The sequence below is a fragment of the Paenibacillus sp. LX16 genome (assembly GCF_036252815.1).
In the GTDB taxonomy this organism is placed as follows: Bacteria; Bacillota; Bacilli; order Paenibacillales; family Paenibacillaceae; genus Paenibacillus; species Paenibacillus polymyxa_B.
Genome location: NZ_CP141152.1, coordinates 5,634,586 through 5,653,496 on the forward strand (window position 1 = coordinate 5,634,586; position 18,911 = coordinate 5,653,496).

Consider the following 18,911-nt stretch of genomic DNA (forward strand, 5'->3'; position numbering starts at 1 on the left):
ATACACATTAAACATTTACTAAAGAGGTGACTGTATCATGGCAAATCCAACATCACAACCAACCACCAGTCCTACAAAAACAGATTCTTGGGCTGTACGTATGAGCGATTCCGTTCTGCAACGGAGCCCGGAATTTTACGAAAAATGGGAATATGACCACGGCGTCATTTACAGAGGCCTGGAATGGGTTGGCGAACTGACAGGCGATCCCAAGTATATGGAATATATAAAAAAACATATGGACCATTTTGTTGACGAGAATGGCGTCATTCAGCGCTATAAAGTAGATGAGTACAACATTGACCACGTGAACAACGGCAAGCTGCTCTTCTCTCTGTATCGTGCCACAGGAGATGAACGATACAAAAAGGCAGCCTACCAATTACGCAGTCAGCTGGAAAAACACCCACGCACAAGCGAGGGTGCATTCTGGCATAAGCAAATTTATCCGTATCAAATTTGGCTCGACGGCTTGTACATGGGTGCCCCGTTCTACGCTGAATTTATCCGTGAATTCGGAGATCCGTCAGAGTTTGACGATGTGACCCTGCAATTCAAGCTCTGCTACGAACATACCCGTGATCCTGAAACAGGCTTGCTCTACCATGCTTGGGATGAGAAGGGTGAGCAGCATTGGTGCAACCCGGAAACAGGCTGCTCTAAGAACTTTTGGGGACGCTCGATGGGTTGGTTCGTTATGGCACTCGTTGACGTGCTGGACTATATTCCAGAGGATCATGCAGACCGTCCCGTCCTGATTGATATGCTGACGGAAACACTGGAAGCCCTGCTGAAAGTGCGTGATAAAGAAAGTGGAGTCTTTTATCAAGTACTCAACCTGGGCCATGTGAAAGGCAACTATCTGGAAGCCTCTGCTTCCTGCATGATTCTTTATGCTATTGCCAAGGGCGTTCGTAAAGGCTATCTGCCAGAGCAATATCGTCAAGAGGCAGAAATCATCCGTAAGGGAATTATCGATGAATTTATCACGATCACTGAAGAAGGACTCGTGAATCTGAACAAAACGGTGCAAGTAAGCGGTTTGGGTGGTAAAGATCGTCGGGATGGTACCTTCGCTTACTATATCAGCGAGCCGATTATAACCAACGATCCCAAAGGTATCGGAGCTTTCATTCAGGCGATGGGTGAAGCAGAACGCATCTAAAACACGCGAACGATATACCTTAATAGCAAAAAGGACGGTGGCCATCAGCCCCGTCCTTTTCTTATATATAAACATATCTTACTTCATAACCTTAAACTCATATCCCTGCTTCTTTAAATACTCTATGATTTGCGGCAAGGCTTTTGCAGTTTCTTCTTTACCATAGGTGTCATGCATGAGTATGATGGCTTTTTCTCGACCTTTCACTGATCTCATAAATTGGTTGATTAGTGCGGGTGCTTTCTTGGATTTTCCCTCTGCATCCTTCGTTAATACATTCCAATCTACCTGATGGTAATCCTTTTGAAGTAAAACTTTATCCAAAGCAGCCATCCCCTGTGGATCTCTTCTATTCCATGTCATGTGGCCCCCCGGAAACCGGATCATTCTTGTGGTGAATTCTGGCCCCAGAATACTTTTTAACACCTTATTGTTCCTCTCAATATCCTGCATAACATGGTCCGTGCTTACCCGCCTGTTAGGATATAAATACTTATAATTATGAGAGTACGTGTGGTTTCCTATCGCATGACCTTCTTTAACAATTCTTTTAATAATGTTCCTGGTATGTTCATTTTCATCGGCTTCTTTTCCTACGATAAAAAAGGTTGCCTTGACCTTCTGTTTTTTCAGAATGTCCAATATTTTAGGTGTTACCGTCACGGATGGACCATCATCAAAGGATAAGTAGGCCACTTTTTTACCATCGGCTCCATCGGGCATCTGCCCTAGCATTTGCTGCTTTAAATATTTTTCGACAAAGGCACCATCTTCTACTTCGGGGTCGCTTTTTGGAGAGACCGCTTTACCTTTTGATGAGTCCTTGGATACGGAATCTGTCTTTTTAGCAAGCTCCTGTGTTGGCGCATGTGTTTTGTTATCTGAGACCTTTATTGCAATGAAAGTAATACAACCTGCCACAAATAATAAAATAGCAATCCAAATGAGTCTTTTTCTGTTCCTCTTCAAGCGGTGCTCCATTGTCCTACTATGTGAATAGCCCTTTTCCATTAGCTTATGTACCTCCATACTAAAATAAGAAAAACCACCGGATCAGGGTTGATGTACACACCTTAGAATAGACATTGGAAAACCCTTAGGTTTAGCCGATGAAAATTTAGGGATGTGCTTCAACCAGAGGACAACCTACTCCCGGTGGCTTTCTTGTCTTGCATTTACATAATTTATGAGTATCATTGCAGTTTATTACGATTGCTTCGTTAAGGCCTGAGCCAACAAGGACGCATAAGCTTTAGCACCTTTAGGTTTTAAATGTACTCCGTCATGCTCGAAATATGAATTTTTACCAGAACTGGCTGCATACCAGTCAATCATTGTAATTCGCGGGTCCTGGGACGCTGCTTCGGCAAGATGCTTGTTCACAATGCTCTCCCATGGCCGAGGTACACGGGTATTCACAAGTATAATACGCTTCGCATCCTTCAGGCTAGCCAACAGATCGGATAACTGTTCCTTGGTGAAAGCGCCGTTCGTGCCCAGCTCAATAATAACCGTCTTACCCAACTGTCCGTTCTGTCTTAGCTGCTCCAGTACGGCAGGCGCCTCCGCCATCTGACGGCCGATCCGCCCATCTACAACAGCTCCCGGGAAGGATTCCTGAATGTACGACTGTACATCCAACATGACAGAGTCTCCAATGGCGGTAACACTCGAGCCATCACCTGTCATAGGCGTAGCTTCTTTGGGTTTGTCCGAAGGTTCCGACGGTTTCGTAACATCGTCCGTAGTACCAGCCTGGACCGCCGTATTCTTAGGCGTCTGGGTTTGAGACGGGACTGGGGTCTGCGCCTTGCTGCCCTCGGACCCTTGCAGCTTGATGGCTTGGGGCTCCTTGGAAGCCACGGATACCGTTCCGTGAAGCGGTGGCATCGCCTTTGCCTTTGCGACTGGATTCTCATCGCTTGATGCCGCCTGAATAGTTGCATCAGGAGAAGCCACGTACAGGTGGACGGTACCCACGAGAATACCTACAAACAGCACAGCCGCTGTAGTTGTAGGCATCCATCTCAACCGCGCCTGTCTACGAACCGCAGAACGGATTCCTGTGGTCCAGTGGCGGAATCCTCCATGACGGATCGGCTCCTCAATATATTTAAACGAGAGAGACGCCAGCAATACGGTAGCTAGCAATTGTAAAATGATACGCAGCACATGCACGCCATCGGTATCTACCTGAGGCGTCGTTAGCGTGATAACCGGAACATGCCACAGATACAGTCCGTAGGAACGGGCTCCAATCCAACGTAGCGGCTTGATTCCAAGCAGACGACCAAGGTGGCTTACCGGATGTGCCAACGCTGCGACCACAATAGCAGTGATTAAAGCTATGCCCAGCAGGCCGCCCCGGTACAGAGATGGGTCATATTCATTCGAGGCCCACGCCCAGTGACAAAGCAACAGCAAGCTTATTGCACCGATGCTGTCCAGAAGCATACGCGCCTTAGCAGAAGCTTGCTCTTTCAGCTTGCCGCTTGGCCACACCAAGGCCAGCGCCGCACCAATTAGTAAAGCAAATCCACGCGTATCCGTGCCGTAATACACCCGGCTCGGGTCGCTTCCCGGTACGTAAATCACGGCCATCAGGAGCGCAGATATTAATGCCAGACAAGTTACCCAGCCTGCGAGCACAATACGCTTGGGCATGAATTTTAGCCCGAGCGCCAGCAGTAAGGGCCACAGGATATAAAACTGCTCCTCCACCGCCAGCGACCACAGATGCCCAAGCGGAGAAGGTGGGCCGAAACTTTCAAAATACGAAACCTGATGGAAAATAAACCACCAATTGCTCATATACACCAATGCGGCAGGTACATCTCCGCGCAAGGCCGTGAGCCGTGACGGATCGAAAAGCAACGAGCACAGGACAATGACAGCCACAACCGTCAACATGGCAGGCAGCAACCTTCTGGCACGACGCAACCAGAAATCTTTCATTTTAAAACTATGATATGTATCCCACTGACTCACCAAAATATCTGTAATCAGATACCCCGACAAAGTAAAAAACACGCCTACACCCAACAAACCACCTGGCAACCAATCCGAATTCAGATGATACACAATGACTGCGATGACCGCCAGCGCTCTTAAACCATCCAAACCTGGCATATAACGACGTTGTGACGACAACCGATTAGACTTCATTTCAGCCGCCGTCCTTCTTGCAAATTCAAGCTCCCTGTCTGTTTCAATGCTCTTCTGCCCTTTCCCTCTCCTGCACATCGTCTGCGATGCCCTGTAGCCTTTTCATTCATTATATAAAACTTCATAATCGTAATGATTTCAATGAAGTTAAAATTAATGACAATGTTTTTATTATATCATTCCTTTCCACAGTTAGGTAACCACTGATAGATATACAAAAAAAGGCATCTCTTCCCTTAGGAAGAAAATGCCTTTTTATTAGTATTCTATTCTCTTAAAATTTGATGATACCTGAGGTATGAAGGAAGACCAACAACATCAGGATCGGTGCAACATACCGAAGACCGAATAACCATACGTTGAACCAGAAGGGTTTGATGTTCGCATGCTCAGCCGCAGTCTTCCAGTAATAACCTGTGAATATAACAATCAACAAACCGCCTAACGGTAAGAAGATGTTGGATGCGGTAAAGTCTACGAAATCAAAGAATGATTTATCCCCTACTTTTAGTTCCGGCACCAGCCCCATGGACAATGCAGAAGGGACGCCCAGCATCAAGCACAGGACCGATACGACGATAACCGAGCGAACCCGGCTCCAACGCATACGCTCCATGACATAGGCTACTGGAACTTCCAGTAAGGATACCATAGAACCTAATGCAGCAACCGCCAGCAGTACGAAGAACAAACCGCCGAAGAAGGCACCAAAAGGCATTGCCGAGAAAGCAGCCGGCAAAGCAATGAAAACCAGCGATGGTCCTTGAGCCGGATTAATTCCGAAGGAGAAGGTTGTAGGGAAAATAATCATACCTGCGATAAACGCATAGATTAAATCTCCGCCACCAACTGCCAGCATGGCTCCACCCAGCGATTGACGGCGATCCACGTACGCACCGTACGTGATCATAATTCCCATCCCCAGTGAGAGTGAGAAGAAGGCATGTCCCAAAGCAACCAATGCAGACTCTATACTTAGCTTAGAGAAGTCGGGATTCAGAAAGAAGGATACGCCCGCACCAGAGCCTGGCAGCATAAGAGCGTTAATCATCAACACGAGCAACAGGATGACCTTGGCAGGAATCAAAATTTTATTGAACTTTTCAATCCCGTTCGATACCCCAAGAGTAACCACGACTGCTGTAAATGCAAAAACAACTAACAGCCAAACCAACGGCGCATAGCCGGAGGAAAAAGAAGCGAACTGTCCAGCAAAATCATTATTTGAAAACAGATTTCCGCTAAATGCCTCTACGGCATAATGCAGTGTCCAGCCTCCTACAATGGCATAGAACGACAAGATAACAAACGGCACGATAACAAACATGATGCTCATCTTGCCCCAAATCGGATGACCGCCTACTTTTACCATTGCAGAAGCAGCACTTCCTCGACCTGCACGACCAAGCGCAAGCTCTGCTAAAAGTACAGGCAAACCAACAAGCAACAGGCAGACAATAAACAATAAGAAAAATGCAGCTCCGCCATATTGTCCTGTAATATACGGAAATTTCCAAATATTACCTAGTCCTGCCGCACTTCCGATCGCCGCCAATATAAATCCAGCAGACGAGAAGCGTTCATTTTTATCAGACAGGCTGTTCTGCCCCTTGCTCAAATTCATTATATCCCCCTCATTCTCTCTACTTACGCATAAACATGAGCATGCGTACATAAATAATTTTTACTCATTATAGCGTAAGTAGGATGTAAGGTCATGCATAATTTTTCACTATTACCGGATTTATTTTCATAATGTTCGGTATCTACAAAATACAACAGAAAACTACATATTTTCTTCAACATCCTTCTTTATTATGGTCTCTCCCATGCGATTAGATACTTTTTGATAAATATACGAAATCGTCAACAGTACAACACCAAAAGAGAAGTAGGCTACAATCGTGCTTCCTGTCGTTAACAGACGTAGATCATACAACAGCAGCTTACCTGTCGACAGCAAGGTCAAGCCCAATCCAAATCTGCGAATGTAGATCACTCGCTTGAGGAAGCCGTATACAATATACAAAATGGCCAGCAGCAAATACACCAGACTGAACACAAGACCTGCATCCCCCAGGCGGAACTGAACTCCGAGAAAGGCGGTTATGATGCCCAGCAAATATACACCCATAATGACCGGATACAACTCGTTACTTCTATAATGTCGGGTCATCAGTGCGTTCAGGAAATCCCTGCTGCTGAAGAATACCAGCACATTAAAGGCTCCGAGTACCACCAATGCCACATAATCAGCAGCCGTATTTTGCGCATAATTTTCATGCAAGGTTGGAACCGTTACGGTGATCACCAGTGCCAGCGCATAGCCTATGACGTACAACGCCAAGCTGTAGTATTTAATCACCCGATCATACAGCAACCTCACCTTAGGCAGGAAATAAGCCAACACCAGCGATACGCAGGTATACAACAATACTTTGTATAAGGTGTAATGAGCAAACTCGTCGGATAAGATGATGTTATACCAATGCCCGGCTTCATACAAAAGGTAGAAATACACGTTCACCAAAGCTACATATTTAAACCCTTGCATGATATGCATTTCGTACAACCGATTGTTTTTGAAAGCATTCGGACGGCTAAATTCAATCGCATAGAAGACAGTAACGATCAACATTCCCAGTGTAATGAGCGTATATTTGAGTCCAAAATAATCCGTCTCAAATCCTGACAACAGATATATAGGGAAATCGACGAAAAAGAATGCACCCAGGCATAGTAATAAAATGCCCCAGCCAGCTCGTTCCAATTCCTTCAACCGGTAACGGTGCCCATATAATGTAAGAAGAACCGCTTCGATCAACCAGCCCATGGATAACCATCTCACTCCAAACTGGAACGGCACCATAAGGATCGCAAAGGTCAACGAAGTCGCATAAAATAATATTTTGGTTTGTTTCTCCTCTGGAATATATCGACGGACCCATTGTCCCAAGCCCCCGTACACCAAGCAAAAGACGAGGGCCAGCAAGCCTTTGTAATCATCCAGGCCTGCATCGTCGAACAGAGAATACAGAACGCAACAGCTCACGACTGTATTCAGAGCCAATAGGGAGAAATCCAGCCATGACAGTTTTGTTTTTAAACGGAACGGCACCCACAGCGTCATCCCGAGGTACATCGCAAATGTAATGACTGCATACAGCATGCTCGCTACGGCGCTTTCCGATAACCACGCCAGCACAATCATCAAGGGCGTATTAAGCAGAAAGCTAATATATTGCACGACGACCCACCGTTTGCGGAAGGATACAAGTAGAATCAGCAGGTTTAACAGGAACAAATAGCCCATGGCGATATACACGGCGTTCCCTTCCAGCCCGTTCGCTGCCATATAGGAAAACAGCGGAAGATAACCCCCTACTAAACCGAAAGAGCATATCGTTCGAGATTCATACCTTAATGACAGTAGCACAGCGGTCACCGTAACGAGTACGGATAAGCCTATACCTGTATACATTCCTATGATTTCTAACAAAAAGTAACTGTAAAAAATCGATCCGTACAGTACAGAAATACCGCCGCCCAAAATACCGAGCGCAAAGGTCTGCTTCTGCTTGCGGTACAACCATTCGCCGCCTCCTAGCATCAGCGCTCCTAGCAGAAAGAAGGCCACACCCTTCATATTTCCTGTAAACCAGTTCGAGTATGAGTATTTAAAAGCGGCTCCCACACCCAATATAATGAGCAAAATCCCCAGCTTGTTGATCCAGTTCAAGCCTAGCTTCATTTCAAACTGATTTTGCTTCATGCGCTTTTGCAGCGTTTCTTCGCTGATCTCTTCTTCTCCGAGCTGCTGGAACTCGCTTGCCGTCTGATGAAGCAATTTGCGCTCGGCCTCCTGAAACCGCTCGCGCTGTTCCATGATTCGGTCTCGAATCTCCTCTGAGAACAGTCGCAGTCTGGCGACGATCTCGTCCTGATCTTCTTTAAGCTCATGCGTAGTTTGCTGAATAAGCTGGTCCACCCGGTTTTTAGCCCCGTATTCAAAGGATGTCAGCCGATTTTCCCCTTCTGCGGTTCTGGAAGCAAAATAGGTCTCCAGCTTTTCACGTGAAATGCGAATCATATTCGCCTTTTCACTCAGCATTTGCTCTGTCAGCGCAGTGCGCAGCTTTCCATTTTCCTGCTCAATATGTCGTACTCGCTCTTCCAAGTGAATGCAGCGAGCCTGATAATCCTCGAACTTTTTTCGCAGAACCTCATTCTCCAAAATGATATCTGAGGCTTCATAGTCCGCGATTAATGTTTGATACTCCTTGAGCAGCTTGTTCTGTTCTTGGCGGATCGTATGTAAACGATCTTTAAAATCCTCCATGTTCTCCTCCATCGCTGTCCATTTTGGTAATCATTACATTTTACATGAAATTAAAAAGTCATTATAGAGACTATAGCCCATTTTGGGCGTTAAATTGGGGCTTTTACTTAAATATTCTTCCAGTTTTATGATCGCAGATAAAGTAGGATGGATATACATATGAAATAAAGCCTACCTTTCCCCTTCGCAAACATGAAACCCGCATGGATGTGTTGCAGACTCACGCCCTTGATTAACCTGCCAAAAATCCGTATACTAACAAAAAAGCAAACGATATTATGCCTGTGAAGAGCATCCAACTCGGAGGCGTTTACGCCAAGGACCATACGTTAGCGTAGGATATGGCGATATGTACCTAAGTAAACCGGACCCGCCCGTTACAGCGGAGCAAAGTGGATTGGAGAGTCATGACATCTGTCATGCTGTCCGGTCAATTTGGGTGGCACCGCGAGATCAAAGCGCTCCTCGTCCCATGTGGATGAGGGCGCTTTTTGTATTTTTATCCGAAAAGGAGTGCGGTGTCATGTTGGATATCAAATGGATCAGAGAGCATCAAGAGCAAGTTCAGACGGCAGCAGACGGCAAAGGAATACAGGTATCGGTTGCGAAGCTGTTGACCCTAGATGATCGCAGAAAGCAGCTACTTCAGGAAGTGGAACAGCTTCGGCAGAAGCGTAATCAGTGCAGTCAGGATATTGGCGCGCTAATCCATGCTGGCCAGAGTGAACAGGCAGAAGGGGCGAAGCGGCAGGTCAAAGAAATCAACGGACGGTTAGATCTTCTGGAAGCCCCACAACAGGAAGTAGAGGAACAGTTTCAACAGCTTTTGCTTCTGATGCCTAATATCGTATCGCCAGATACGCCACGGGGAAGATCGGATGAAGATAATGTAGAATTGGAGCGGGTCGGGTCGGTTCCAAACTTCGGATTTGAACCAAAGGATCATATGGCGCTTGGTGAGCTTCACAAGCTTATCGACGTCCCTCGCGGTGTCAAAACAGCCGGTACCCGTAACTACTATCTGACGGGAGCAGGGGTTGCATTGCATCGGGCTGTGCAGCAGCTTGCAGTGGATCTGCTGACTGCACGCGGATACCAGTTGCTGGATGTTCCGCTGATGGTACGTGCAGAGGCGATGCGCAGTACTGGCTTTTTTCCGCTTGGACTGGATCAGACGTACCGCATCACAGGAGAGGATCAGTGGCTTGTAGGCACTTCGGAAGTGCCACTGGTCTCGTATTACAGCGGTGAGATCGTGGATGTTACGGACCCGATACGGCTGGCAGCCGTGTCCGTATGTTTCCGCAATGAGGTCGGCTCGGCCGGAAGGGATGTGCACGGACTGTATCGTGTGCACCAGTTTGCCAAGGTTGAGCAGGTCGTCATCTGCGAAGCTAGCCTGGACGCTTCGGAACAGATGTTTCAGGAAATTACGCGAAATGCGGAAGACTTGCTTCAACAGCTGGAGCTGCCTTATCGCAAGATGGCTGTCTGTACAGGCGACATGGCGCAAAAAACCTACAAGCAGGTGGACATCGAGACATGGATGCCCAGCCGCCAGGCTTACGGCGAGACACATTCGTCGTCCCAACTGCTTGATTTCCAGGCGCGCCGTTCCAACATCCGGTACCGCAATGCGGACGGCAAGCTGAAATATTGTTACACGCTCAACAACACAGCGGTCGCTTCACCCCGGATTCTGATTCCGTTACTGGAGCATCACCAGCAAGAGGACGGTTCGATCCGTATTCCGGAGGCTTTACGCCCATATATGCCGCGAGGTATGGAATTTTTGCGTACTCCCTTGTTATGAAAACAGGAGCGCACTTTGAAAAGTAGTACACCATTAGCAGGATTTCCGATTGTAATCTTCACAAAAAAGACGAAGGATAAATATCCTTCGTCTTTTTTGATGTCTCATTGTCTCATTGTGCTTCTGCTTCCCATGCGCTGGCAGGGCCAAAGAATTCATAGTGGATATCCGAAGTAGGGATATTCCACTCCTTCAACAGGCCGTATACCGATTGCATGAACCCCTCAGGGCCGCAAAAGTAATATTGTGCGTTACGTTCCGGTATCACGGATTGTAACCAGGCCAGATCCAAACGGCCTTCCTTGTGAAAAGCCTGTGCCAGCCGATCCTGCTCCGTTGGTCTGCTGTAACACCAACGAACTGTAGCCTCTGCATGTGCGGCGACCAGCTTTTCCACCTCATTGCGCAGAGCATGGTTATCCCCGTTGACTGCTGCGTGGACAAAGGTAATAGGCCGATGCGGAGCAGATTTCACCAAGGAAGACAGCATACTCACCATCGGGGTTAGCCCGACCCCGCCGCTGATCAGCACGACAGGTCTGTGATCTGCCCGATCCAGTGTAAAATCACCCGCTGGTGCAGATACTTGAAGTACATCGCCCTCTTGCACCTGCTCATGCAGATACACGGATACTTTACCTGCCGGACGGGACTCTACAGCATCCTCACGCTTTACAGATATCCGGTAGTGGGATTGGCCCGGTGCATCGGAAAGACTGTATTGACGAATGTGAGTATTGTGTTCGCCCGGAATTTCCATCTTTAAGCTGATATATTGCCCAGGCTCGAATTCAGGCAGCACTTGTCCATCCTGTGGCACCAAATAGAAGGACGTAATTTGGTCGCTTTCCTTAACCTTTTTCTGCACAACAAAACTCTTAAAGTCTGACCAGCCTCCCTGCTGCTGTCCAGCCTCCTTGTACATTTCAGCTTCCATGTCTATAAATACGTTAGCGATCACACCGTAGGCCTCGGCCCATGCGGCAATGATCTCGTCTGTAGCTGCATCCCCCAATACGTCCTTGATCGCAGCGAGCAGATATTTTCCGACGATAGGGTAATGTTCTGGCTTAATTCCCAAACTGCGGTGCTTATGTGCAATCTGGCGTACCACCGGAAGAATTTCCTCCAGGCGGTCAATATGCTGTGCAGCCGCATATACAGCATTGGCCAGCGCTCCCTGTTGACGTCCTTGCTTCTGATTCGCGTGATTGAATATATTGAGAAGCTCGGGATGGGCCTCAAACATCATCTGGTAAAAACGCTTGGTGATTGTAGTTCCGTGTACCTCCAAAACAGGTACAGTCGATTTGATCGTTGCAATGGTTTGCTCACTTAGCATCTTTGTATCCCTCTTCTCTCCAAAATAAGATAACAAAGGGTATTTCAACATATGTCCCATTTGTTAATCCTCAATTTAAAACCAAGTATACCCACATAAAGTAACTGTTTATGTGATTCCAGTCACTTTAAATTTGAAATAATGTGAACGTGTCAATGACAAAACGCACAATTACAAACACTTCCTACAAACTGACGAGCTTTCCCCAAAGTTTCAAATATCTATATACCCATTTTGTATGTAGTGATCAGACTCCTCCTTTCTCCTAACAACATTTTCACCATGCTAAAGACTTCAATTTATTCCACTTGTAAACGCTTCCAATTAGGATAAAATCGAAAATGAGGTGCCGGACAAGCTATTCCGACCCATCCTATCCGTGTTAAAGGAGGCAGACGATATCGTGAAGTGGATCAACAGCAGCAAATGGTTAGCCGTATGGATTTGTATCCTATTCGCAGTGGCCAGTGCGGGTCTTCAACCCGATACAGCCCATGCCAATACAACAGGCGTTACGCAAGCAACCTACGGGACCGAGGCAAACCAAGCGCTGAATGGTTTGGACGTCGCCGATGATGAACTATCCCTGAGCGCAACAGCAAGCACAGCCATTACGAACGGAACGGATTGGAAAGACACCGCAGGTAACCCAATTCAGGCGAACAGCGGTAATATTCTAAAAGTAGGTTCTACTTATTATTGGTACGGCGAGCACGCCGAAAACTGGAAATTTGAAAAAGTGAACGTATATACCTCAACCGATTTGAAAAATTGGTCCTTCCGCAGCAGTATTCTCACCAAAGATTCCGCCCCTGAGCTGAATTCCAGCAAAATCGAGCGTCCCAAAGTCATCTACAACAAAACCACCGGAAAATATGTACTATGGGCGCACTATGAAAATGGCACGGACTACTCACTCGGTCGTGTAGCCGTCGCTACCAGCGATACACCCGACGGAAATTTTGCCTACCAAGGCAGCTTCCGCCCGCTGAATTACGAGTCTCGGGATATGACGGTGTTCACGGATACTGACGGTAGCGGCTACCTTATTACAGCTTCTCGTAAAAATGGCGGCGCCAACGATACGATGGCGATCTTCAAGCTGACAGCCGATTATACAAGCGTGCAGTCGTTCGTTGGCTGGATTTTTGAAAATGGCTATCGCGAAGCTCCTGCTGTTGTGAAAAAGAACAATACCTACTACCTGTTCACCTCGCAGGCATCCGGCTGGTATCCGAATCAGGGCGCTTACGCAACCGCCAGTTCCATGACTGGAAGCTGGTCTGCTCTGTCGCCCTTCGGTGATCCGGCGGCTTACGGCTCGCAAATCCATTCCATCGCCACGATTACAGGTAGCGCAGGAACCAGCTACATCTATATGGGCGATCGCTGGAATCCGCTCAATCTGAGCGACCACAAATTCATCTGGTTGCCACTAACTCTGAATGACTCCAACAAGACAGCAACCTTGAACTGGTACAGTAGCTGGGATCTGGATGCTGCGACAGGCACAGTAATTCTACCGTCCCTTGTGAATCATGCACAGGGCAAAACAGCGACTGCTAGCTCAGCAGCATCCGGTTCTCCAGCTTCACTGGCGAACGATGGCAACCCCCAAACCTCGTGGAAGGCTACTTCCGCATCCTGGCCCGCATGGTGGCAGGTCGATTTGGGCAGTACCAAGACCATCAGCGAAGTGGATATTTCATGGTTTATGTACAAAGGATCTGAAGCATATTACAAATATAAAATTGAATACAGCACGGATGGAGTTAACTACTCCACGATAGATCGTACAGGTAATACCACGTATGGTTTTACCAGTGACAAAGTCAATATCCAAGCTCGCTATGTGCGAATTAATCTTGTAAATGCAGTGCTATTTAATAATCCGAACAACTGGTATACCCCGACGGTGCATGAAGTAAGATTATTTGGCAATTAACCTTCACACTTGGAATATTGCCTTAATCCTTAAAAAAATATCGCACAGCTCTTGCGCAATGTTGTACCCATTTGCAGGAGCTGTGCGATTTGTGTTGAACCGCTATGTTCGAGTGCCTCTCTTAGACTCCTGAAGTATCACATGCCGGGCAGTGATAGTGAGTCGCAGATAATCAGATATCAAGCGCTGCATGATATCCTTGATATATTGCAGTCGTGATGGTAGATGCCTTAACGCAATCTCCGATTTGTGCGACATAAGGTGCACAATCAATTAACTCATCTACTACGTTTCTTCTTGGCCGTTGTCCAAGCGCACAAATGACTGAAGTACCTGGAACAAGATGTTCTTCACCATTTTGATCAGCGCAAGCAACACCTTCTTGTGTAACACATAGCCCTTTAAATCCTAAATGGACCTGAATGTTATTTTTTTCGATTTCTTTTAACATAATTGGTCGATGTCTAATATTAGCATCTGGAGCCAGCTCCGTTCTCATCTCTACCAGATGAACAGTCTTACCTTCCTGGGCAAGGTGAATTGCTGCTTCACAGCCTGCCAGACCGCCCCCCAATACGACTACGCTATCGCTAATTTTATCCTTCTCCAAATAGTAGTTATTAACAATAACTACATTATCGCCATTCAATCCAGGGATTGGAGGAACAATTGCTGCCGAGCCAGCTGCGATAATCAATGCATCAGCACTTTCTTTCTCTGCATACTCTTTAGTAACAGGTGTATTCAAACGAATCTCGACGCCAGCGTCCTTGGCCAGCTTACCGAGAGTAACACCTAACTCATACATCTCATATTTAAAAGGAATCGCCTGTTCTCCCCTTAGAATGCCGCCTACCTCGTCAGACTTCTCACATAGAATAACTTCATGTCCGCGTTTAGCCGCAGTAAGAGCTGCATAAAGTCCGCCTGGTCCTCCACCGGCTACTAGAACCTTGCGTGGATTAGGCGAAGGGTATATTTCTGTTCCGTCCATCTCACGACCAATTAACGGGTTAACCGTACAGCGTCTCGTGGATGTTTCTGCACGTTCTGCCATGCAGGTGAAGCATCTCAGACATTTAATAATGTCCTCGTCGCGGTTACTCATCACCTTTTTTGGAAGCTCTGGATCAGCCAGCAGTGCGCGAGCCATTTCAACAACATCCGCCTGACCGCTGGCAATGATTTCTTCCATTTGAGCCGGGTCATTTAATCCGCCAACCGTTGCAACTGGAATACTTACATGCTTCTTAATCTCTGCTGCAAGATAAACGTTACTTCCATGAGGTAAGAACATCGAAGGATGTGTGATACCAAAGCCTGTCTGATAAGTTCCAGCAGATACATGGAGCAAATCGACTCTTGATTCGATTAATTTAGCAATTTCTATACCTTCTGTCAGGTCATAGCCGCCTTCAAATAACTCCGAACCACTCATTCTAAACTCGATTGGGAAGCTAGCACCCACCGCTTTACGAACACTGTCAAGAACCTCCTGTGCGAAACGCACCCTGTTTTCCAAAGTTCCGCCATACTTGTCTGTTCTGCGGTTGAAATAAGGAGAAAAAAACTGATTAATCAACCATCCATGTCCGCCATGAACCATAATCATTTCATAACCTGCTCTTTTAGCCAGTCCAGCACATCTACCATAAGCTGCTACGATATCATCAATTAATTCTTGCGTAAGTTCCTTTACTTCTCTGCCGTCTGGACGTACTCCGGGGCTGGGGCCCCACTGAGCAAGTCCTTGTTTCTTATTTTTGTCAGTCAGATAAGTTCCTGCATACTGTCCAGAATGAGACAATTCCACACTGGCAATTGCCCCGTGACGGCGAATAGCGTCTGCAGTATAGGTAAAACTAGCAAGAGAATCTACTGTCCCCAGATCCAGATGGTACATATGGGAAGCTTCTGTCTCGGGATGAACCACGACTTCACTGACTGTAACTGACGCAGCACCGCCTTTTGCTCTTAATTCATAAAAAGCTGTAGATTTGGGTCCAATAGTGCAGTCTGCTGTAATATCCGTACCTCCCATAGGAGAGCCAAACATTCTATTTCTGAAAGTCACATTTCCAATTGTGATTGGTTTACATAGATTGGGATATTTTCTTTGCATGATCTCATGCTCCTTATCTGTATTTATTGCTATGGGTTAATTGATAGCTTTCTGATTCATATCCACAGCCATCTTCTGATTTTTTCGGGTAGTGAACTTATATACAAACGTCAGAATAAGTCCGGCTATGCCAAGAACGGCCGCAATGACAAAAGCTCTCTGATAGCTACTGTCTGTGCTGTAAACATGACTCATAATAGATGGGCCAAAGTATCCTGCTGTTGCAAATCCAATAAACATAATTCCATAATTCACACTATTATTTCTCACACCAAACTGATCGGCAGTAAATCCAGGAAATACCCCCATCAGTGCACCAAAGCATAAACCAATAACTGAAATACCAATATAGAATGTCAACACACTACCTTCGCCTGAAAAATAAAGCAATGTGAGTCCTATGACCGAAAAGACAGAAGAAAATGCCAGGGTATTGATTCGACCGATTTTGTCCGAAATATAGCCTGCAACGATTCGTCCGCCTGTATTAAACAATGCCAATACGGAAACAACTGTCGTAGCGGCTGCCGCAGACATCCCAATCATTTTCTGAGCTATAGGAGAAGCTTGTGATGTACACATGAGTCCGGCAAAAGCACCACACATTAATAACAAGATCATGATATAAAACAGAGGGCTTGAGAGCATGCCTTTCCAGTCTTTGTCGTTCTGAATAGAACGGCCAACATTTACAGTCTTGGGTGTCCATCCTGCAGGGACAAAATCAGAGGGACATTTCTCAATGAAGAAAGAAGCAGCACATACAATAATAAGAAATGCTATACCGATGATAATGAATGCTGATGTCACACCAGACCTACTGATTAAACTATTGGCAATAGGAGGTATAATAACTGAGCTTATTCCATAAGCAGCCGTTGTTATACCGCCAACTAATCCTCTTTTGTCAGGGAAAAACTTAATAGAGTTGCTAATTGTGCATCCGTAAACCATTCCCGTTCCTAGGCCGAGTACGATACCGTAAGCCAATACCAGGTAACCTACAGATGTTGCAAATCCTGATAAAATCATACCGCCTCCAAACAGCAAGCCCCCTACAAAGATCACTTTCTTGGGCCCGAACCGATCATTAATCCAGCCACCTGAAATCATCGTGATAGGACCTACCGAATTTGTAATCGTAAATGCTATAGCCAAATTCCCCGGTGTTAAACTAAGTCCTGTTACGCTACTCAAATATTCTGCCATTGGGGCAGAAAATACACTCCACGCGTAAATTGATCCAATACACAGATTAATAAAGCAGCTTGCAATCAGAATAATCCATCTCTTTTTTGTAAGTTCCACTAAGATCTTCTTCTCCCTCGTCGTTGTATTGTGAAATCATTCACATATTTCGAACTAATATTAACACGCACTTTCCAATATATCAATAGGAACATGTATGTAGTTATATGTTTCATTAAATATGTTTTCAATAATATATCAATCTTATTGTGGACTCGCTAAATATGTTATACTTAACCAATAAACGACGAAAATGTTAGGAAGAATGCCTTATGAGAACTTTAAAATATGCCATTCTGGGCTTGTTAAATAAAGAACCTATGACTGGTTATGATATCGGTAAAGAATTCAGTAAAGATTTAGGCGAATTTTGGACTGCAAAGCACAGTCAGATCTATCCAGAATTAAAAAAACTGCTTAATGAGGGACTTATCGTCTACGAGATCCAGATTAGCGGAGAAGTTTTAGAAAAAAAATTGTATTCGATTACGGAGAAAGGCAAAGAAGATTTTTTACAATGGTTAAAAAAGGCAGAGCCTATTGAACCTACTCCCAAAGATGTGTTTAGGCTGAGAATGTATTTTTCTAATCATATGGATATAACAACCCGATTATATTTGTTGGAACATCAGCTGCTTCAACATCAAGATAGGCTGGAACATTTACGCAAAAATAAAGAACGCTATGAAACTATTCCTCCTCTTGATAGTGATAATTTTGGCGATTATCTTGTATTAGATGGTGCTATTTTACGCGAAACTATAACCATACAATGGATAGAAAGTTTTATTGCTTATTGTAAAAAATAAAGCCTCTCCTTTTCCCCTTAATGGTTAACCAAAAGAAAGCATAAGGATCCGAGATCTGTAGCTCGAATCCTTATGCTTATTCTTTTATTCTTTACTTATCAACGCATCCGGTTCACTGTGGTAAACACAAATTTATCGTACCGATGCCGTGAGAACGAGTATTCAAATGGTATACCCGTATCCAGATAACCCACCTGCTCAATTTCCAAGATTGGATCATCCGCTGCGCAGTCCAAATGCTCCCGATCCAGTTCCGTCGACTTGGATGCCCGGATGGTACGGTGTGAACCGACAATATTAAGTCCCAGCTCCTCCTTAATATGTTTGTACACCGAGCCGTACAGCACCTCCTCTGTAATACCGCTGATCAGCTTCGTAGGCATGTATGTGCGCTCGATAACATAGGGCTCACCCTCCACGACACGCAGACGGATCACATGGTATACAGGAGAATTGGCATCAATGAATAGATGGGTCGCTACCTCTTCGGATGGAAATTGAACGTCAAAGGCGACGATTTTATTTTTAATTTCTTTCCCGCGCAGTACGTTGGTTAACCCCAGCATTTCATTTACGACAACGTTAACAGGGCCATTGTGAACCGATTTGACGATAAAGGTTCCATGTCCTCTTTTACGATTCAACAACCCGTCCATCACCAATGTGTCCAATGCCCGCTTAATCGTCATCCGACTTACACGAAACTCTTTTGCCAGTGAGATCTCATCGGGAATCGGATCATCACTGCTATAGGTCTTATTCATAATCCGCTCTTTGACCTCTTGTGCAATCCGCTCGTATTTGTTCATCTGTCTACCACCTGTACTAAAAATTATTTTATGTCAGCATTTTACCAAAACATCGGTAGCGCTGGTTCTTTTTATTCTGCAGGCGGGACGTTAAGGTATTACGGTATAAGTAAGTATACCGAACATTATACTTTCTCACCAGCGGCGTACAGCA

12 protein-coding genes are annotated in these 18,911 nt (G+C 45.7%); 4 read left to right on the forward strand and 8 right to left on the reverse strand.

Annotated features, from left to right (window positions below; genetic code table 11):
• Positions 1-37: 37 nt before the first annotated feature.
• A complete protein-coding gene (locus T3H97_RS25270) occupies positions 38-1,165 on the forward strand; it encodes a glycoside hydrolase family 88/105 protein (RefSeq protein WP_250240813.1) in 1,128 nt (375 codons plus the stop codon).
• 78 nt (positions 1,166-1,243) lie between these two features.
• On the opposite strand, the gene T3H97_RS25275 is transcribed toward T3H97_RS25270, so the two are convergent.
• The 4 genes from T3H97_RS25275 to T3H97_RS25290 form a co-directional block, all read right to left on the reverse strand.
• A complete protein-coding gene (locus T3H97_RS25275; RefSeq protein WP_328801236.1) occupies positions 1,244-2,176 on the reverse strand; it encodes a polysaccharide deacetylase family protein in 933 nt (310 codons plus the stop codon).
• 195 nt (positions 2,177-2,371) lie between these two features.
• On the reverse strand, positions 2,372-4,330 hold the full coding sequence (locus T3H97_RS25280) for an acyltransferase family protein (protein ID WP_328801237.1): 1,959 nt from the start codon (positions 4,328-4,330) through the stop codon (positions 2,372-2,374).
• Between the two features lie 274 nt (positions 4,331-4,604).
• Positions 4,605-5,954: a sodium-dependent transporter gene (locus T3H97_RS25285; protein ID WP_013312591.1), complete on the reverse strand. Its 1,350-nt coding sequence runs from the start codon at positions 5,952-5,954 to the stop codon at positions 4,605-4,607.
• Positions 5,955-6,116: 162 nt separating this feature from the next.
• Positions 6,117-8,669, reverse strand: a complete 2,553-nt coding sequence (locus T3H97_RS25290; RefSeq protein WP_328801238.1) for a DUF2339 domain-containing protein — start codon at positions 8,667-8,669, stop codon at positions 6,117-6,119.
• Between the two features lie 523 nt (positions 8,670-9,192).
• Between T3H97_RS25290 and serS the strand changes: the two genes are divergently transcribed.
• On the forward strand, positions 9,193-10,482 hold the full coding sequence (serS, locus tag T3H97_RS25295) for a serine--tRNA ligase (protein ID WP_328801239.1): 1,290 nt from the start codon (positions 9,193-9,195) through the stop codon (positions 10,480-10,482).
• A gap of 112 nt (positions 10,483-10,594) precedes the next feature.
• On the opposite strand, the gene hmpA is transcribed toward serS, so the two are convergent.
• A complete protein-coding gene (gene hmpA, locus T3H97_RS25300; protein ID WP_328801240.1) occupies positions 10,595-11,824 on the reverse strand; it encodes an NO-inducible flavohemoprotein in 1,230 nt (409 codons plus the stop codon).
• Between the two features lie 403 nt (positions 11,825-12,227).
• Between hmpA and T3H97_RS25305 the strand changes: the two genes are divergently transcribed.
• Positions 12,228-13,769: a family 43 glycosylhydrolase gene (locus tag T3H97_RS25305; protein WP_328801241.1), complete on the forward strand. Its 1,542-nt coding sequence runs from the start codon at positions 12,228-12,230 to the stop codon at positions 13,767-13,769.
• 172 nt (positions 13,770-13,941) lie between these two features.
• Here T3H97_RS25305 and T3H97_RS25310 read toward each other — a convergent pair whose 3' ends face one another.
• Positions 13,942-15,891 (reverse strand): oxidoreductase, encoded by a 1,950-nt coding sequence (locus T3H97_RS25310; RefSeq protein ID WP_328801242.1) that lies wholly within the window; start codon positions 15,889-15,891, stop codon positions 13,942-13,944.
• Between the two features lie 36 nt (positions 15,892-15,927).
• A complete protein-coding gene (locus T3H97_RS25315) occupies positions 15,928-17,199 on the reverse strand; it encodes an L-lactate MFS transporter (RefSeq protein ID WP_328801243.1) in 1,272 nt (423 codons plus the stop codon).
• A 212-nt stretch (positions 17,200-17,411) separates the two neighbouring features.
• On the opposite strand from T3H97_RS25315, the gene T3H97_RS25320 reads away from it, so the two are divergent.
• Complete coding sequence (locus T3H97_RS25320) at positions 17,412-17,948, forward strand: PadR family transcriptional regulator (protein WP_328801244.1); 537 nt, start codon at positions 17,412-17,414, stop codon at positions 17,946-17,948.
• Between the two features lie 98 nt (positions 17,949-18,046).
• Here the strand turns inward: T3H97_RS25320 and T3H97_RS25325 are convergent, their stop codons facing one another.
• Positions 18,047-18,757: a GntR family transcriptional regulator gene (locus T3H97_RS25325; RefSeq protein WP_023990962.1), complete on the reverse strand. Its 711-nt coding sequence runs from the start codon at positions 18,755-18,757 to the stop codon at positions 18,047-18,049.
• Between the last annotated feature and the right edge of the window lie 154 nt (positions 18,758-18,911).